Origin of the sequence: Streptomyces sp. NPDC017529 (assembly GCF_044329785.1) — a bacterium.
Lineage (GTDB): Bacteria > Actinomycetota > Actinomycetes > Streptomycetales > Streptomycetaceae > Streptomyces.
In genome coordinates this window covers 33,581-50,145 of the sequence record NZ_JBIRJY010000011.1, presented here as the reverse complement: position 1 = coordinate 50,145, position 16,565 = coordinate 33,581, and the positions used below count along the sequence as shown (strand labels likewise).

General features: G+C 72.1%; 12 protein-coding genes. 2 read left to right on the top strand and 10 right to left on the bottom strand.

Annotated elements, in window-relative coordinates:
* Nucleotides 1-34: 34 nt before the first annotated feature.
* The 6 genes from ACH4K4_RS25715 to ACH4K4_RS25690 all read right to left on the bottom strand — a co-directional run bounded on the left by ACH4K4_RS25715 (nucleotide 35) and on the right by ACH4K4_RS25690 (nucleotide 8,640).
* Complete coding sequence (locus tag ACH4K4_RS25715; RefSeq protein WP_398170391.1) at nucleotides 35-328, bottom strand: DUF5133 domain-containing protein; 294 nt, start codon at nucleotides 326-328, stop codon at nucleotides 35-37.
* A gap of 47 nt (nucleotides 329-375) precedes the next feature.
* Nucleotides 376-1,281 carry an RNA polymerase sigma factor SigF gene (locus ACH4K4_RS25710; RefSeq protein ID WP_398170389.1) on the bottom strand — a complete coding sequence of 302 codons (906 nt, stop codon included), beginning with the start codon at nucleotides 1,279-1,281 and terminating at the stop codon, nucleotides 376-378.
* A gap of 161 nt (nucleotides 1,282-1,442) precedes the next feature.
* On the bottom strand, nucleotides 1,443-1,856 hold the full coding sequence (locus ACH4K4_RS25705; protein WP_398170387.1) for a DUF3662 domain-containing protein: 414 nt from the start codon (nucleotides 1,854-1,856) through the stop codon (nucleotides 1,443-1,445).
* 51 nt (nucleotides 1,857-1,907) lie between these two features.
* Nucleotides 1,908-6,293, bottom strand: a complete 4,386-nt coding sequence (locus ACH4K4_RS25700; protein ID WP_398170386.1) for an amino acid adenylation domain-containing protein — start codon at nucleotides 6,291-6,293, stop codon at nucleotides 1,908-1,910.
* Nucleotides 6,294-6,781: 488 nt separating this feature from the next.
* Nucleotides 6,782-7,975, bottom strand: coding sequence for a sensor histidine kinase (locus ACH4K4_RS25695; RefSeq protein WP_398170385.1), 1,194 nt, complete (start codon nucleotides 7,973-7,975; stop codon nucleotides 6,782-6,784).
* Between the two features lie 11 nt (nucleotides 7,976-7,986).
* Nucleotides 7,987-8,640: a response regulator transcription factor gene (locus ACH4K4_RS25690; protein WP_398170383.1), complete on the bottom strand. Its 654-nt coding sequence runs from the start codon at nucleotides 8,638-8,640 to the stop codon at nucleotides 7,987-7,989.
* Between the two features lie 165 nt (nucleotides 8,641-8,805).
* Between ACH4K4_RS25690 and ACH4K4_RS25685 the strand changes: the two genes are divergently transcribed.
* Entirely contained in the window at nucleotides 8,806-9,324 is a 519-nt protein-coding gene (locus tag ACH4K4_RS25685) for a hypothetical protein (protein ID WP_398170382.1), read from the top strand.
* 367 nt (nucleotides 9,325-9,691) lie between these two features.
* Nucleotides 9,692-11,737 (top strand): transglycosylase domain-containing protein, encoded by a 2,046-nt coding sequence (locus tag ACH4K4_RS25680; RefSeq protein WP_398170381.1) that lies wholly within the window; start codon nucleotides 9,692-9,694, stop codon nucleotides 11,735-11,737.
* A 57-nt stretch (nucleotides 11,738-11,794) separates the two neighbouring features.
* Here the strand turns inward: ACH4K4_RS25680 and ACH4K4_RS25675 are convergent, their stop codons facing one another.
* The 4 genes from ACH4K4_RS25675 to ACH4K4_RS25660 form a co-directional block, all read right to left on the bottom strand.
* A complete protein-coding gene (locus ACH4K4_RS25675) occupies nucleotides 11,795-13,063 on the bottom strand; it encodes a hypothetical protein (protein ID WP_398170379.1) in 1,269 nt (422 codons plus the stop codon).
* A gap of 149 nt (nucleotides 13,064-13,212) precedes the next feature.
* Entirely contained in the window at nucleotides 13,213-14,346 is a 1,134-nt protein-coding gene (locus tag ACH4K4_RS25670; protein ID WP_398170378.1) for an amidase domain-containing protein, read from the bottom strand.
* Nucleotides 14,347-14,504: 158 nt separating this feature from the next.
* Nucleotides 14,505-15,476: an adenosine deaminase gene (add, locus tag ACH4K4_RS25665; RefSeq protein ID WP_398170376.1), complete on the bottom strand. Its 972-nt coding sequence runs from the start codon at nucleotides 15,474-15,476 to the stop codon at nucleotides 14,505-14,507.
* Nucleotides 15,473-16,456, bottom strand: a complete 984-nt coding sequence (locus ACH4K4_RS25660) for a nucleoside hydrolase (protein WP_398170374.1) — start codon at nucleotides 16,454-16,456, stop codon at nucleotides 15,473-15,475. Before ACH4K4_RS25660 ends, add begins: the two co-directional genes overlap by 4 nt.
* Nucleotides 16,457-16,565: the final 109 nt, after the last annotated feature.

Sequence of the window (16,565 nt, the reverse complement as noted above, 5' to 3'; positions counted from 1 at the left end):
ACAGCCCGGGAGGGGGCACTGAGGCGCGGACGCCTCAAGCGGTCAGCCGCACGTCGGAGCCGGCCGGGGGTACGGCGTTCGCCTCGTCCCGCACCCGGATCGTGGCGTCCTTCGCCCGAGGGGCCGCGAGCTGCCGCGTCGCGACCGCGAGGGCGTCCGCGACCTTCCGGGTCCCGGTGGAGACGCACAGGGTGTAGGAGACGTCCTCCAGCCGCTGCCGGGACGCGTGCGTGCCCTGCTCCGCGTCGAGAACCCGCAGCGTCTCGTACTGCTCGACAAGGTCCCGCAGGATCGCGGGGTGCGCCATCAGCACGGGTGTTCCCTCCATTGTCGTACGGAACTCACTTGTGTCGTAGGGCCTCACACACGCCGGAATCAGGCTTCGGCGCACATTCCCGTACGGAGCTTGCCGAGGGTGCGTGCCAGCAGCCGGGACACGTGCATCTGGGATATGCCGAGTTCTTCGCCGATCTTCGACTGGGTCATTTCACGGCCGAAGCGCATTTCGATGATCTGGCGCTCGCGGTCGTCCAGTTCCTTCAGGAGCGGGGCGAGTGCGTGCAGGTTCTCCACGGTCTCCATGGCGGGATCGGTGTCGCCCATGGTGTCGGCCACCGTACGGCCCTTGCCGGCTGCCTGGCCGTCGTCCGCCTGCTCGTTGGGCGAGTCCAGGGAGCCCGCGGCGTAGCCGTTGGCGGCGACGAGGCCGTCGAGCACCTCTTCTTCGCTGATCTGCAGATGCGCGGCCAGGTCCTTGACCGTCGGGTCGCGGTCGAGGGTCCCGGCGAGGTGTTCCTTGGCCTTGGCTATGTCGACCCGCAGTTCCTGGAGCCGGCGCGGCACGTGCACCGCCCAGCTGGTGTCGCGGAAGAAGCGCTTGATCTCGCCGACGATGTAGGGCACCGCGAAAGAGGTGAACTCGACCTCGCGGGACAGGTCGAAGCGGTCGATCGCCTTGATCAGGCCGATCGTGCCGACCTGGACGATGTCCTCCATCTCGCCGCTGCCGCGGTTGCGGAACCGGCTGGCGGCGAACCGCACGAGGGACAGGTTCATCTCGATGAGCGTGTTCCGCGCGTACTGGTATGCGTGCGTGCCCTCTTCGAGGACGCGGAGCCGGTCGAAGAACAGCTTCGACAGCTCACGCGCGTCCTTCGGAGCGATCTTTCCCGCGTCCTCGACCCACGGCAGTTCCTCGGCAACGCCCCGTGCACCCTTCGGCGACCGGTCCGTGCCGGTCGCCTGCTCCAGATCCACAGCCTGCACTGCTGCCGTTGTCATGACTGGCCCTTCCTGTGTCGACGACGATGTGTGACTCCGGGTTCCCAGATCATCTCGACTCATTCATCCCAGATCCAAAACAGTCTTCGCAGGTCAAAACAGCGATGGCAATGCGCCAACTCCGACTCGATTCAGCCGGACTGGGCCGTCGGCCGCACCGGTCACGGTCCGGGTGCCGCAGGGGGCGGGACCACCGGCGGCGTCTCGCTGAACGCGTCAGCCGGGATGTTGGGCATGGCTTGGCTCGATATCCGGTAGCGCCCGTCGAGCGTCCCTTCGGACTCGGTGACGTGAACGGTGAGGGGGCCGGCCCATTCGTACGAGTGCTTCGCCGCGTGCCGTGCCAGTACGTCGGTCAGCACCTGCCCGACGTGCGCCGCCCGCCCGTCGAGCTGTTCGTGTACGGCGGGGGCGAGTTCGACCTTGTAGGCGTTGGGGACCAGTACGCGGTCCTTGGCGCACACCACGGCGTGGGTGTCGCACTCGCGCCGCAGGTCGTCGCACAACTCCACCGGGTCGTTGCCGAGCACCTTGTCGACAAGGGCGCTTTCCCAGTGCTCCACTGTCTTCTCCATGCGCGTGAGCATTCCCATGGCCCGCCGGGTGCCCGGAACGCGCTGTCCCATTCAGAGCCGCCGAGCGGGCGGGGAGGGATCGGTCCGGAGGCCGCTGAGCCTGGCCCCGGGCTCCGCCGCGACCTGCCGCAGTACGCCGGTCAGCCGCGCGGCCAGCTGCTGGACGGTCTCCCGCTCGAACACGTCGGCGCTGTACCAGATGGCCCCTTCGATCCCCGCCAGCCCTCCCCCGGCTGCTCGCAACTCCCGCAGCGTGACGGCCAGTTCGCTCCTGCCGCCGCCACGGTTGCGGTGCTCGGGTCGCAGTGAGCGGGCCGTCAGTCCCGGCAGCTCCCAGGGCGGCTCCGGCAGGTTCTCCATGCCGATGATCATCTGGAACGGGGTGCGGCCGACGCGCTCTTCGACGATCTGAGACGGCAGGTCCTGGTGGGCGTAAGCGGCGAGGTCGGCGGCGCGCACCCGGCGGACGAGCTCGGCGAAGACCGGGTCGCCGCCCGCGTCCGCGCGCAGCACCAGGTGGTTGGCGAACAGGCCGACCACGTCGCTCGTCGCCTCGTCGGCCCGGCCGGCGGAGACCGTGCCCATCGGTACGTTCTCGGCGCCCTGCCGCGCGAACAGGGCCGCGGCGGCGGCCCGCAGCACCATGAACAGGGTCGCCCGCTCGCGCCTGGCGGTCTCCAGCAGTGCCAGGTGCCCGGCCGCGTCCACTTCGAAGAGGACCTTGCCGCCGCGCCCCGTGGGCTTCTCCGGTGCCGGCCGGTCCCGGGGGATCAGGGACCGCTCCGGCAGGTCGGAGAGGACGCCGGTCCAGTACGCCAGGCGGCGGCCGAACGGGCTGTCCGGATCGTCCAGGCGCGCCAGCTGCTCGTGCTGCCGCAGGGCGAAGTCCGCGAACTGGAGAGGCAGCGGGGCCCAGCCGGGTGCACGCCCGCCGGCCCGCGCCGCGTACGCGACGGACAGGTCGCGGGCGATCAGACCGGTCGACCAGCCGTCCGCCGCGATGTGGTGGACCACGATCTGGAGCACGTGGTCCTCGGGGCCGAGGGTGAAGAGCGTGGCCCGGCCGACCGGGCCGGCGGCGAGGTCGAAGGCGCGGGCGTGCGTCTGCGGCATCGCCGTGGCCAGTTCCTTCTCGGATACGGGGACGACGGTGAACGGCGACCGCGCGGGGTCGAGCACCACTTGGCCCTCGGTCTCCGAGAAGCGGGTGCGCAGTGCCTCGTGGCGGGCGACGACGTCGTACCAGGCCGCTTCGAGGGCGTCCGGACGCAGCGGGCCGCCGAGCCGGACCTCAAGGGGGATGTTGTAGTGGCCCTCACCGGAGGCCATTGCCCGTTGGCCGGGCGTCAGGGGTACGACGGCGGGGCGCGGCCCGGCCGCGGGCGCGGTCCGGTCGGCGGTGCCGGCCAGCCGTACGGCGAGGACGGCCGGGGACGGCGCCTCGAACAGTGCCCGCACTGCCAGGTCCTTGCCGAGGACGGCCTGGATGCGGCCTGCCAGGCGGGTCGCCAGCAGTGAGTCGCCGCCGAGGTCGAAGAAGTCGTCCTCGGCGCCGACCCGCGCCACGCCCAGGATTTCGGCGAACAGGGAGCAGAGGATCTCCTCGACGGGCGAGTTCGGTCCGCGTCCGCCGAAGCCCGCCGGTTGGCCGGGGGCGGGCAGGGCGGTCCGGTCGACCTTGCCGTTGGCCGTCAGCGGCAGGCCGGCCAAAGGGACGGTGGCCGACGGCAGCATGTACTCCGGCAGCCGGGCGGCCGCGAAGTCCCGCACCCCCGCCGCGTCCCCGACCACGTACGCCACCAGACGCTTGTCGCCGGGCCGGTCCTCCCGCGCGAGCACCGCCACCTGCTCCACACCCGGGCACCGGGCCAGCACGGCCTCGGTCTCGGCCGGCTCCACCCGGAAGCCCCTGACCTTCACCTGGTCGTCGGCCCGGCCCAGGAAGACCAGGTCACCGTCGTGGTCCCAGCGCGCCAGGTCGCCGGTACGGTACATCCGCCCGCCACCGAACGGGCAGGCCACGAACCGCTCCGCGGTCGACGCCGGACGCCCCAGGTAGCCGCGCGCGACTCCCCGCCCCGCCACGTACAACTCGCCGGTGGCCTCGGGCGGGACCGGGCGGAGCGCGGCGTCCAGCACATACGTCCTGACGTCGTCGCGCGGGCCGCCGATCGGGAGGACGCGCGGGGCCGGTGTGCCGGGCCCGACGGTGAAGACGGTCGCGCAGAGGGTGGTCTCCGTGGGCCCGTAGAGGTGGTCGACGGTGACGCCGGGGCAGGCGGCCCTGACGTGCGCGACGGCCTCGGCCGGTACCGCGTCCCCGCCCGTCAGGACGTGCCGCAGGCCGGCGAAGCACTCGGGGCTCTCCTGCGCCAGGACGCGGAAGAGGCCGGCCGTCAGGTGCACGGCCGTCAGCCCGTGGGCGGTGACCAGGCGGGACAGTGCCTTGCCGGTGATGTCGCCGGGCGGTGCGACCACCACGCGGCCGCCGTTCAGGAGCGGGACCCACAGTTCGAGGGTGGCGGCGTCGAAGGTGTGCGGGGCGTGGAAGAGGACGCGTCCGGTGGCGACGCCGTCCCAGCAGGTGTCGCGGGCGAGGGCGGCGACGTTGCCGTGGGTGGTGACGACGCCCTTGGGCGCTCCGGTCGAACCGGAGGTGTACATCACGTACAGGCCCGACTCCGGTGACACGTGTGCCGCGAACGCGGTGGCGGGGCGGCGCCGGAGGGCCGCTTCGACATCGGCCTCCGTGAGGACGACGGCGGGCACGGCGTCGTCGAGCAGCGCTCGTACGCGCCTGGCCGGTTGCGCCGTGTCCACCGGCACGGCCACCCCTCCCGCCTTGGCGATGCCCAGCAGCGCCACGACGAGTCCGGCCGAGCGGGCGAGCGTGACCACCACCCGGTCCCCCGGCCGGGCGCCCGCGGCGTGCAAGTGGTGGGCGACCCGGTCGGCCTGCGCGTCCAGGTCCCCGTACGTCAGCACCGTCTCCCCGGACACCACCGCCACCGTGTCCGCGTGCTGCCGGACGGTCCGCGCGAAGAGGTCCGGAACCGTCGCCGGCGCGGGTCCGGTGGCACCGGTGTTCACGCCGTGCAGCAGCCGGTCCCGTTCGCCGCCGACGAGGACGTCGACGTCACCGGCCCGGAGACCAGGGTCGTCCGTCAGCTGTTCGAGGATGGTGACGAACCGCGCGACCAGGAGGTCCGCGCTCCGCCGGCCGACCAGTTCCGGACGGTGCGTCAGGTCGAAGAGCAGCTCGGGCCCGGGGAAGGCGGCCAGGGTGACCGGGTAGTGGCTGACGTAGTACGCGTGTACGGGAGTGAACGTGAGCGGGGGCCCGCCGGCGCCGTCTTCGCGGGGGCCGCGCGGGTAGCTCTCGTACACCATCAGCGTGTCGAACTCGGCGCCGGGGCCGGCGGCCCGCTGGATCTCGGTCAGCCCCAGGTAGTGGTGGGAGATGAGCGTGGCCTGCCGGGCCTGCAAGCGGGTGAGCAGCTCGCACACCGGCAGGGAGGGCGGCAGGAGCACCCGCACCGGGACCGTGTTGATGAAGAGGCCGAGCATGCTCTCGACGCCGCGGAGTTCGGCGGGGCGGGCCGCCACCGTCGCGCCGAACACCACGTCGTCCCGGCCCAGCAGGCGGCCGAGCAGGATGGCCCAGGCTCCCTGCACGAGGGTGGCGGTGGTGAGGCCGTGCCGGCGGGCCAGCGCGGTGAGCGCCTCGGTGGCCCGCCGGTCGAGCTTCCCGTGCAGCCGGCCGTGACCGGCGGCGGTCACCGGGCGGCCCGCCGCCGACGGTGCGAGCAGCGTCGGCTCGCGCAGCCCCGCGAGGTCGGCGCGCCACGCGGCCCGTGCCGTCTCCTTGTCCTGGGCGTTCAGCCAGCCGAGGTAGTCCCGGTAGGGCGTGACGGGCGGCAGCCCGGACGGGTCGCCACCCGCCTCGTAGAGGTGCCACAGCTCGCCGTGGAGGGTCGGCAGCGACCAGCCGTCCATCAGGATGTGGTGGTTGGTGAGGACCAGCCGGTGCCGGTCCGGTGCGAGGCGGAGCAGCGCCAGCCGGAGCAGCGGCGGTACGGCCAGGTCGAACCGCCGGGTGCGCTCCTCCTCCGTCAGCCGTTCCGCTTCCGCGAGGGCGGCTTGCGGCGGCATGCCGGTCAGATCGGCGGACCGCCAGGGCAGTGTCACCCGCGCCGGGATGACCTGGACGGGGTGTTCGAGCCCTGGGGGCAGCCGGAAGCAGGCCCGCAGGGTGGCGTGGCGGGCCACCAGGGCCTCCCACGCCGCCTTGAGCGCGGCCGTGTCGAGGTTTCCTCCGATGTCCACGACGTCCTGGACCACGTAGGTGTCCTCGGCCCGCTCGTCGTACCGGGAGTGGAACAGCATCCCCTCCTGTAGCGGCGTCAGCGGCCACACGTCCTCTATGCGGTGGTCCACGGCTTACCTCCAGTCAGATCGGCCGGCACGCCCTCCGGTGGGTGGCCGTCGCCGGTGCCGCACCCGACGGCCTGACGTGCGATGTCAGGGGCGTCGCGGTCCCAGCAGATCCGCAGGGCGCCATGGTCGTCGGGGACGGCCTGCAGGGCGGTGGTGAGTTCCGTGACGGGTCGCGCGCGAGCACCCCGGGCAGCCGCACGGCCGCGGCCATGATGTAGGCCGCGCCCGCGTTCTCCAGCCTGTTGACGAACCACATCCGCTGCTGGCCGGACGACGGCGGAAGCACCGTCGGTTCCGTCCGGACACCGCGGCGATTCCGGTTTCCGAGCACGCCGGGTTCTCCCCCTTGACTGCGCAACGCCGCGCGCCCGCACCGCTTCCCCGGCCCCGCGACGGCAACTCTGCGGCCGAAGGTACCCGTACGGCATCGCAACCGCGCACTGTCCAAGCGCGCACGACTTTGACGTCCGGAAAAGGGAATCCGGGATTCACCAGCGCGCGACGGCGGGGAAATCCACGCGGATTTCGAGCCCTCCTTCCGGCAGCGGCTCGGCGTGCAGGTCCGCGTCGTGGGCAGCGGCGATGGCGGCGACGATCGACAGGCCGATGCCCTGCCCGTCGTGGCCGCCGAGGCGGGTCGCGTGCAGCCGCTGGAACGGCTGGAAGATCAAGTCGACTTGGGCCGGGAGCACCTTCGGCCCGGTGTTGCGCACGCGCAGGGCGGGCCGGCCCTCGTGCAGGCCCGTCCACACCCGGACCTCGCCGTCGGGCACGTTGTGCCGTACCGCGTTGTCGACGAGGTTGGCGATCAGCCGCTCCACCAGCGGCGGGTCGCCCAGCACGGCGGCCGGTGCCAGGTCGCCGCGGAGCCGTACGCCCGGCGGGCCGTCCGCGGTGTGCGGCCGGGCGAGGGACTCGGCGGCCGGCGCAGCCAGGTCCACCGGTACCCGCCGGTCGAGGCCCCGCTGGCTGCGGGCGAGGGTCAGCAGCGCCTCGATCAGCTTCTCCTGGCGGGCGTTGCCGCCCAGCACACGGACACAGGTCTCCCGCAGTTCGGCCGCGCTCGCGTCCGGGTCGGCGAGGGTGATCTCCAGCAGGCTGCGTTCGAAGGTGAGCGGGGTGCGCAGTTCGTGCGAGGCGTTGGTGACGAACCTGCGCTGCGCCTCGAACGCGCCCTCCAGGTGGTCGAGGAGCGCGTCGAACGCGTCGGCCAGTTCCTTGATCTCGTCGGCCGGACCCGGGGCGCCGAGCCGCCGGTGCAGGTCGTTCGCCGAGATCGCCTTCGCGGTGTGGGCCATGGTCCGCAGGGGCCGCAGCGTCCGGCCGGCCATCAGCCAGCCCAGCCACACCGACAGGAAGGTCAGCAGCGCCAGCGCGATGCCGGAGGCGGTGAGCAGCTCCTTCAGATAGCCGCTGCGCTGCTGCCGCAGCCGTTCCTCCAGGCCGGCCGCCGGGTCCGGTACGCCGGCGCCGAGGCCGCCGGACTCGGCCGGCGGGGTGGGCAGGCCGGCACCGGCCCACGGTGGCCGGCCGGCCACCAGCAGGTAGACCGCGGTGAGCAGCAGTACCCCGGTGACCAGGAAGAGCACCCCGTACAGCAGGGTGAGCCGCAGCCTGATGGTCCAGCGGATCCCGGAGGGGCGGCCGGGCCCGGAGCGGGCCGAGCGGCGCGGACGGCGCATCCCCGGCACCCTCAGATCCGGTAACCGGCCTGGGCGACGGTCTCGATGACCGGCGGTCCGCCCAGCTTGCGCCGCAGCCTGCTCACGGTGACCTTGACGGTGTTGGTGAAGGGGTCGGCGGCCTCGTCCCAGGCCCGTTCCAGCAGTTCCTCGGCGGAGACCACCCGGCCGTCCGCCGCCAGCAGCAGTTCGAGGACCGCGAATTCCTTGGGGCTGAGGTCGAGCCGTGCGCCCGCCCGCAGCGCGGTGCGCCGGCCGGGGTCCAGTGTGAGGTCGGCGTGGCAGAGCACCGGGGGCACCGCGGGCTGGCTGCGCCGGCCGAGGGCGCGGATCCTGGCGACCAGTTCGGCGAAGGCGAAGGGTTTGGGCAGGTAGTCGTCGGCGCCGCTGGTCAGGCCCTCGACCCGGTCCTCGATGGTCGCGGCGGCGGTCAGCATCAGGACCCGGGCCGGGTAGCCCTGCGTGATCAGGGTCTGGCACACCTCGTCGCCGTGCAGGCCGGGCAGGTCGCGGTCGAGGACGACCACTGCGTACCGGTTGACCGAGGTGCGCTCCAGCGCGGTCAAGCCGTCGAGTACGACGTCGACCGCCATGCCTTCGCGGCGCAGGCCGACGGCCAGCGTCTCCGCGAGATCGCGATGATCCTCCACCACCAGAATCCGCATACCCCCACCACCGGCTGGACGCCCTTGAGCCCGATGTTCCCTCCGGTGCGGTAACAGCGGCGTAAGCCCCGCCCGTGGGGGACGGCCGGCGTCCGGTGTTCCGTCGCGGTAACCGCCCTGTTGGTGAACTGGCTCCCAGACGTCCAGCGTTCCAGAGGAGACGACATGACGGCACCGTCCGAAGAGGAAACACCACGGACACTCCGCACGAAGCGCAGGCTGTTCGCCGTTCCGCTGGTCGCCGCGGCCCTGGTGGCCGGCGCGGCCGTCCTGACGGTCCAGGGCGGCCCCGCCGCCGCGAGCCCGGCCTCGGCCTCCGCCCCGCTCGGCGGCCGGGCGTCGCAGGCCGCGTCCCCCGCGTCGGCCGACCGGAGCGACTCCGCGACGCGGGAGCACCAGGCCGAGGCGTTCACGCGGTGCGTGCGCGACCACGGGGTGCGGGACTTCCCCGGAATCACCGTCAAGGCGAACGGGCAGATTCAGCTGAAACCCGGCGGCCATGTCAACCCGGTCTCCGAGGAGTACAGGTCCGCGGTCAAGGCGTGTACGTCGAAGCTCCCGAAGAACAGCAGCCTGCCGCAGGCTCCCGCAGCGTCGGCGCCCAAAACGCCGGCGCTCGGTTTCACCTGTACCAAGGAGTGCCCGGCGATACCCAGGGCGCCGCGTCGGCCCGCTGATTTCTGACCTGCCCGCACCACGTCCAACCGCCTCGACCGGGCGGTTGGACATTATGGTCCCGCCGGCATTCGGGAAATCCGTCCGGTAACCCGGGCGTGAACTTTCAGCCGGTTCCCCACAGGCGTGAATTCACCTGACGCGCCAGGATGTGCGCTGAATCGTCCCGTGATTTCCCCGGCCGATTTTACGGGACGGCGCCTCGGCGGGGCGGATATCACCCCGGGCGGGCGGCCGGGCGCCGCGTGTCGGCGGCGCCCGCCGGCGCGGTTCCGCCTTCGGCCCGGCACCGCCCGCGGCCCGTCTGACCGGAAACGTAACGGTTCCGTGGCAGAGCGGAACATAAGTACGGTGCGTCATCCCATAGGGTCGAGCGGTGATCGAACGTCGAAAAGGGGCACACGCCCGGCCCACCGCAGCCGCCGCGAGCGGCCGATGGTCCGTCCTCGCCCGGTGGTGGGCCGCGAACCGCCGCAGACTCCGGCTCCGCCGCCCTGCCTACCCGCGCCCGGGGCGGTCGGGCTTCAGGCGCTGGGTGCCGTCGTGGCGCCAGACACTGGGGCTCACCGGCTCGTTCGTCGGCGTGCTGGCCGGCCTCCTGGTGATCATGTACGCGCGTACCGAGATACCCGCCGACCTCAACGCCTTCGCCACCCAGCAGGACAACGTCTACTACTGGGCCGACGGCACCGAGATGGCCCGCACCGGCGACATCAACCGGCAGGACACCCCCCTCGACAAGGTGCCCGAGCACGTCCGCTGGGCCGCGCTGGCCGCCGAGAACGAGACGTTCTACTCCGACAGCGGCGTCTCCCCCAGCGGCATGATCCGGGCCGTCTCCAAGATGGTCACCGGCGGCAGCAAACAGGGCGGCTCCACCATCACGCAGCAGTACGTCAAGAACGCCTACCTCAACCAGGACCAGACGTTCACCCGCAAGCTCAGCGAGATGTTCATCGCGATCAAGCTCGACAACAAGATGTCCAAGGACGAGATCCTTGAGCGGTACCTGAACACGAGCTGGTACGGGCGCGGCACCTACGGCATCCAGCGGGCCGCCCACGCCTACTACGGCAAGGACGCCTCCCAGCTGAACGCGAGCGAGGGCGCGTTCCTCGCCTCCCTGCTCAAGGGCGCCGCGCTCTACGACCCGGCGGTCGGCCCGGAGAGCCGCGAGCGCGCGGTGGAGCGCTGGAGCTGGGTGCTGGACCGGATGGTGGCCATCGGCAAGCTCTCCCAGCAGGAGCGGGACCGGTACACCCGCTTCCCCGAGCCGCAGGCCCCGCCCAAGCCCGCCGGGCTGACCGGGCAGAACGGCTACCTCGTGGAGACGGCACGGGCCTATGTCGGCGCGCACACCAAGATCTCCGAGAAGGACTTCGCGCTCGGCGGCTACCAGATCCGCACCACCTTCGAGAAGCCCCGGATGAAGGCGCTGACCAAGGCCGTCGGCGACGTACGGGCCAAGCTGGCCCCGGACCGCCGGGAAGCCGACCGCAACGTGCGCATCGGCGCGGCCTCCGTGACCACCGACGGGCGCATCGTGGCCATGTACGGCGGCCCCGACTACCTCAAGCAGGGCTTCAACGACGCCAACTCCTCCGTCGTGCCGGCGGGCAGCGCCTTCACGCCGTTCGTCTACGCGGCGGCCCTGCGCGACGGTGTCGAGCGCGAGCGCGGCAAGCCCCGTACCCCCGTCACCCCGGCCACGGTCTACGACGGCAACAACAAGATCACGCTGCGCACTCCGGAGGGGCCCTACTGGGACCGCGCCGGCAAGATCGCCAAGGCGGAGAACGACGGCGGCAGGTCCTGGGGCAAGATCCCGCTCAGGAGCGCGGTCGCCCACTCCGTCAACACCGCGATCATGCAGCTGGGCATGGACGTGGGCCTGGAGCGCGTCGGCAAGGTGGGCGTGCAGACCGGGCTGCTGGAGAGCAGCCTCGGCGAGAAGCTGCCGTCCTTCGCCCTCGGCACCGCCACCCCCAGCGCCATCCGGATGGCCGACGCGTACGCCACGTTCGCGGGCCGGGGCAAGCACAGCGAGCCGTACTCGGTCGCCAGGCTCACGCGCAACGGCGCCGACGTGCCCGTGGAGAAGCCGGTCCCGGAGCAGGTCCTGCCGGGGGCCGTGGCGGGCGCCGTCGACGACGCACTGCGGGACGCCGTCCGCCGGGGCTCGGCCACCCCGGCCAAGGCCGCGGGGCCGGGCGCGGCCGGCAAGACGGGCACCGCGCAGGACAACAAGTCCGCCTGGTTCGTCGGCTACAGCGGGACGCTGTCGACCGCCGTCTCGCTCGCGCGGATCGATCCGGAGAGCCAGGAGCTGCTGCCCCTGGACGGCATCGGCGGCCTGCCCAAGGGCGCGGTCGGCAGCGCGTACCCGATCGACATCTGGACGCGCTACATGACCGCCCGATGAGGGCACCAGGTCCGCGAGGCCCCTCGGCGGCCTCGCGGGCCCGAAGGCCGGCCGGTCCTACTTCACCACCGAGGACCAGTCCGTGACCTGTGCCGGGTCCAGGTCGCGCATCCGGGCCAAGACCTTGGGGTCCTGGGCGTCCAGCCAGTCGGCGAGCTGCTTGAAGGACACACAGCGCACGCCGTCCTTCTTGCACACCGCCTTCATGACGTCCTCGATGGCCTTCATGTAAATGCCACCGTTCCAGTCCTCGAAGTGGTTGCCGATGAAGAGCGGCGCCCGGCTCCCGTGGTACACGCGGTTGAAGCCGTTGAGGTAGCCGTCCCGGGTCAGCTTGCGCCACTGCGCGTACTTCGCCGGGTCGCCCTTCGTGTTGTCACCGGACTGGTTGTAGAGGAAGTTGAAGTCCATGGACAGGACCTGCTTCTCGCTCTGCGGGTACGGCAGCAGCTGTAGCGGGAAATTCCAGATCCCGTTCTTCTGCGACGGCCATATCTGGAAGTCGCCGGGCGAGCTGGCGTCGTAGCGCCACTTGAAGTCCTTGGCGGCCGTCAGCAGGTTCTGCTGGCCTTCCAGGCAGGGGGCGCGCCCGCCGACCAGTTCCTTCTTGTAGTCGAAGGGCAGTGGGGGCAGGCTCTTGTAGCCGGTGTTCGTCTTCCAGTTCTCGACGAAGGAGTACGACTGCCGGATCTCGCTCTTCCACTCCTCGACGCTCCAGTCGCCGCCGCCCTTGGGCCCGCAGAAATGGCCGTTGAAGTGGGTGCCGATTTCGTTGCCGTCCAGCCAGGCCCCCCGCACCTGCCGCAGGGTGTCCTTGATGTGCTCGTCGGTGGCATAGGAGATCGCCGATTCGCCGGGCTTGTGCTGCGGCGGCTTGTACATCGACGCCTTCGATTTCGGCAGCAGGTAGGTGCCGGTGAGGAAGAAGGTCATCTTGGCGTTGTTCTGCTTGGCGACCTCCCGGAAATGGGAGAAGAGGTGGTCGTCGCCCTCCAGCGCGCCGTCCCAGGAGAACACCACGAACTGCGGGGGCTTCTCGCCCGGCTTCAGCTTCGCGGGCTTGGGCTGCTTGGGCTGCGGCCCGGTGTAGGACGTCGAACCGTCCCCGAGCACCTTGACCTTGCCGTCCCACTTCTCCTCGGGCTTCCCGGTGGGCTTCCCCGAGCCCCCTTCGGGCGGGGCCGGCCGCTGCTGCGCGGAGTCCGGCGACGGCGAGGCCGTCTCCCGGTCGCCCTCCTGGGCGCCGGAACCGCAGGCCGTCAGGCCGAAGGCGAGAGCCGCCACGGTGACCAGAGCCGGCGCGCCGAGCACGTTCCTCTTCGACATTTTCCTACCCCCTGGCACCAAAGCACGTGTTCGGGCCCAAGTATCACAGAAGCATCATGCGGATCATCAGCCCCTGTTGCGCCATAGTGCGTCCGGTGCCGGGACCGACCGGTGGCCGGGCGGCGCCATGGGTCCGCCCGGCCGGGCCGTCAGGTGCGGTAGGCGTAGTAGACCGCGTCCGGGTAGGACGCGATGATGCTCGCCACCGACTTCCGGTACGTGTTGGTCGAGTGGTACGTCAGGTACGGGACGCCGTTCCTGCTGCGGTACGTCGTCATCATGGAGTGGTCCTTGGACCCGTCACCGTCGAAGTCCATCTGCATGACGTCGCCGACGTCCATCTGGTATACGTTCGCCAGGCTGGTCACCCGCTTGGAGTTCAGCGCGTACCACGACCACTCGTTGACGCCCACCCAGCTGTCGGACTGGCCCGTGGCGCCGTACCACCACTTCCGGTAGTCCCCCGCCGAGCCGGTCTCGGCCTTCCAGCCGCCCGCCTTGAGGGCCTGGCTCAAGAAGTTCGTGCAGTCGCCGCCGGCCGCGTTGAACTTCCGGTACTCGGGGTTGTAGTTCCGCCAGTACTTCTCCGAGTACGCGGCCATCGCCGCGTAGTCGTAACCGGAGGTGCCCTGCTTCTTGGGCGCCGAGCGCGCGGGGTAAGAGGTGGCGGCGACGGGCGCGTCGGGCATCGGGTTCGCGTCGGCCGTAGCCGTCGCCGCCCGCAGCGTCGGAGCGTTGATCGCGCCGGGCCCTTCGTCCTTGGACCGGATGCCCGTCAGCTCCCACTTCCCGCCGGGCACGGCGGTGAAGTCCAGCTCGTGGCGGGCCTTGAAGCCGGTCGTGGCGGGCTCGTCGCCGCGGATCTTCTTGTACGTGAGCGTGGTGCTCTCGGTGACCTGCACCGTGGCGCGCGCGCCGGTGACCCGCGTGCCGTCCACGGAGACCCGGGTGTCGGCGGCGGTGTACGCCTCGCCCAGGGCGGCGAGCCGCTTCTTGCGCGCCCGCAGCGAGGACACCCCGGCGTCCTCGGCCCGCACCAGGCCGGCCGACAGGCGCACCTGCTTGCGGGGCAGCGGGGCTATTCGCCCCGAGCGGTTGTCGAGCAGCGCCGCCGTACGCTGCGTCAGTACGGCGTCGGCGGTGCGGCTGAACGTTTCAGCCGTCGCCTGGTCCACGCCGGCGGTACGCGGCGTCGCGCCCGCGGGCGAGGCAGGCAGGAACACGGCCGCCACGGCCACGGAGAGCACCGTGCCGACAGCGGATCTGAGGGTCGTTGATTTCACGAATTTTCCCCTTGTTCTTCCCGGCCCACCCGGGCCGGGCAGGGAATCTTCGCACGAACTGCCCGCACAACAGATCACCAGTCCCGCGGGAAGGAGCATCCGGCGGCTCCGCGGCAGTCCCGGGCCCCGGGACCGGTGGTGCCGCCCCGGCCCGCCTCCTACCGGAGCGCCGCCGGACCGAACGCCGCGCTCGCCGCGTGCTCCTGTACGCGCGTCTCCTGCTCCACGGTCCATCCGGCACTCTCCCGAAGGGCGGCGAACTCGCGGCCCAGGGTGGTGGCCGAGGTGGTGCGGGTGTCGGTGCTGACGGTGACGGTCAGCCCGGAGGCCAGCAGGCGCGTCGCGGGATGCGCGGCGAGGCCGGGCACCGCGCCGGTCTGCACATTGCTCGTCGGGCACGTCTCCAGGGCGATGCGGTCGGTCCGCAGGCGGTCGAGCAGGGCGCCGTCACCGGTGCAGCGGACCCCGTGGCCGATCCGGCGGGCGCCGAGGTCGTCGATCGCCTCCCACATGCTGCGGGGCCCGGCGGCCTCGCCCGCGTGGACCGTGCAGGCGAGCCCGGCGCCGTGGGCGAGTTCGAAGGCCGGGCGGTGCGGCCGTGCGGTGAAGCGCCGCTCGTCGCCGGCGAGGTCGAGCCCGGCGACGAGCCCGCGGTGGCGCAGGGCGGCCTCGGCGACGGCGAGGCTCTCGTCGGGTGTCTGGTGCCGCAGGCAGCACAGCAGCAGCCCGGTGCGTACGCCGGTCGCCTCGCTTCCCGCTGCCAGCCCCTCCGCCACGGCCCGGATCGCGTCGTCGAGGGTCATGCCCCGGCGGCCGTGCAGCTGCGGCGCGAAGCGGACCTCGCCGTACACGACGCCGTCGGCGCTCCAGTCCTCGACGAGTTCGCGCGCGGCGCGGGTGAGGGCGCCGGGGGTCTGCAACACCTGGAGCGGCACGTCGAGATAGGTGAGGAACGTGGTCAGGCTGCCGCAGTCGGCGGGGGCGACGACCAGTTCGGCGGCCGGCGCTCCGAGGGCGATGCCCTGTTCCGCGGCGAGGTCGGCGACGGTGCCGGGGCGGACCGAGCCGTCGAGGTGGCAGTGGAGTTCGTAGCGCGGTACGGGAGCGGGTGCGTGGTCAGGGGTGGTCATCGGCTGTTTCCAGGGCGGGGCGAGAGAGGGGCGGGGGTGGCCGGGGTGGCGACGGTGTCGAAGAGGAGCCGCTTGAATCCGGACTCGTCGACGCGGCGTACGAGGGTCAGGTTGGGGGCGGGGGCGCACACCCGGCGGTCGATGATCATCTGGCCGCGCGCTTCGTCGCCGACCGCTATCTCGACGTACGCCCGTTCCGCTTCGGTGACCAGGTCCGGGCGGAGCGCGACGGCCATGGCGACGGGGTCGGGCAGGTCGTAGCCGGGCAGGCCGGTGACGTCGTGCACCCAGTCGGCGACCGTGCGGTTGATGCGGTGGGCGAAGGCGGCGAGAGGGGTGCCGATCCCTTCCAGGTGCCGCTGGTCGGCGGGGGTCATGACGGCGTCCTTGCGGGAGACGTCCCAGCCGATCCAGGTCACCTTGTCCGGGGTCGCGGCCTGCGCGACGATCCGCGCGGCCTCGGGGTCCGCCCAGACGTTGAACTCGGCGGTGGGCGCGACGTTGCCGCGCAGGTCGGCGGCGCCGGCCATGCAGTACACGTGCCGGTACCGGGTGAGGAGTTCCGGGTCGCGCAGCAGCGCGGCGGCGATGTTGGTGAGCGGGGCGAGGGTGACCAGGGTCAGTTCCCCGGGGCGCTCCCGGGGGCTGGAGAGCAGGACGTCGATCGCGTGCTCGCTCTCGGGGAGCCGTCCGGGGTCGGGCAGGCCGATGTCGCCCATGCCGTCTTCGCCGTGCACGTGCTGGGCGCTGGACAGGGGCCGCGCCATCGGGCGTGCGCAGCCCGGGTACACGGGGATGTCCGTCCGCCGCGCCGTCTCCAGCGAGATGAGCGCGTTGCGCGTACCGGTCTCCAACGGCACGTTCCCGGCCACCGTGGTGACGGCGCGGACGTCGCCGAGGCCGCTGGCCGCGGCCAGCAGCAGCGCCACCGCGTCGTCGGATCCGGTGTCGGTGTCGATGATCAGCGGGAGAGGCGGCACGGCCAGGCTCCTTTCGTACGGAATCGACGCGCCCCGGGGGCGGGGCCACCGCCGTCACCGGCGCCGGCCGGGCCGCGGCCCGGCCCCGGAGATCGCGCTCACCCCGCAT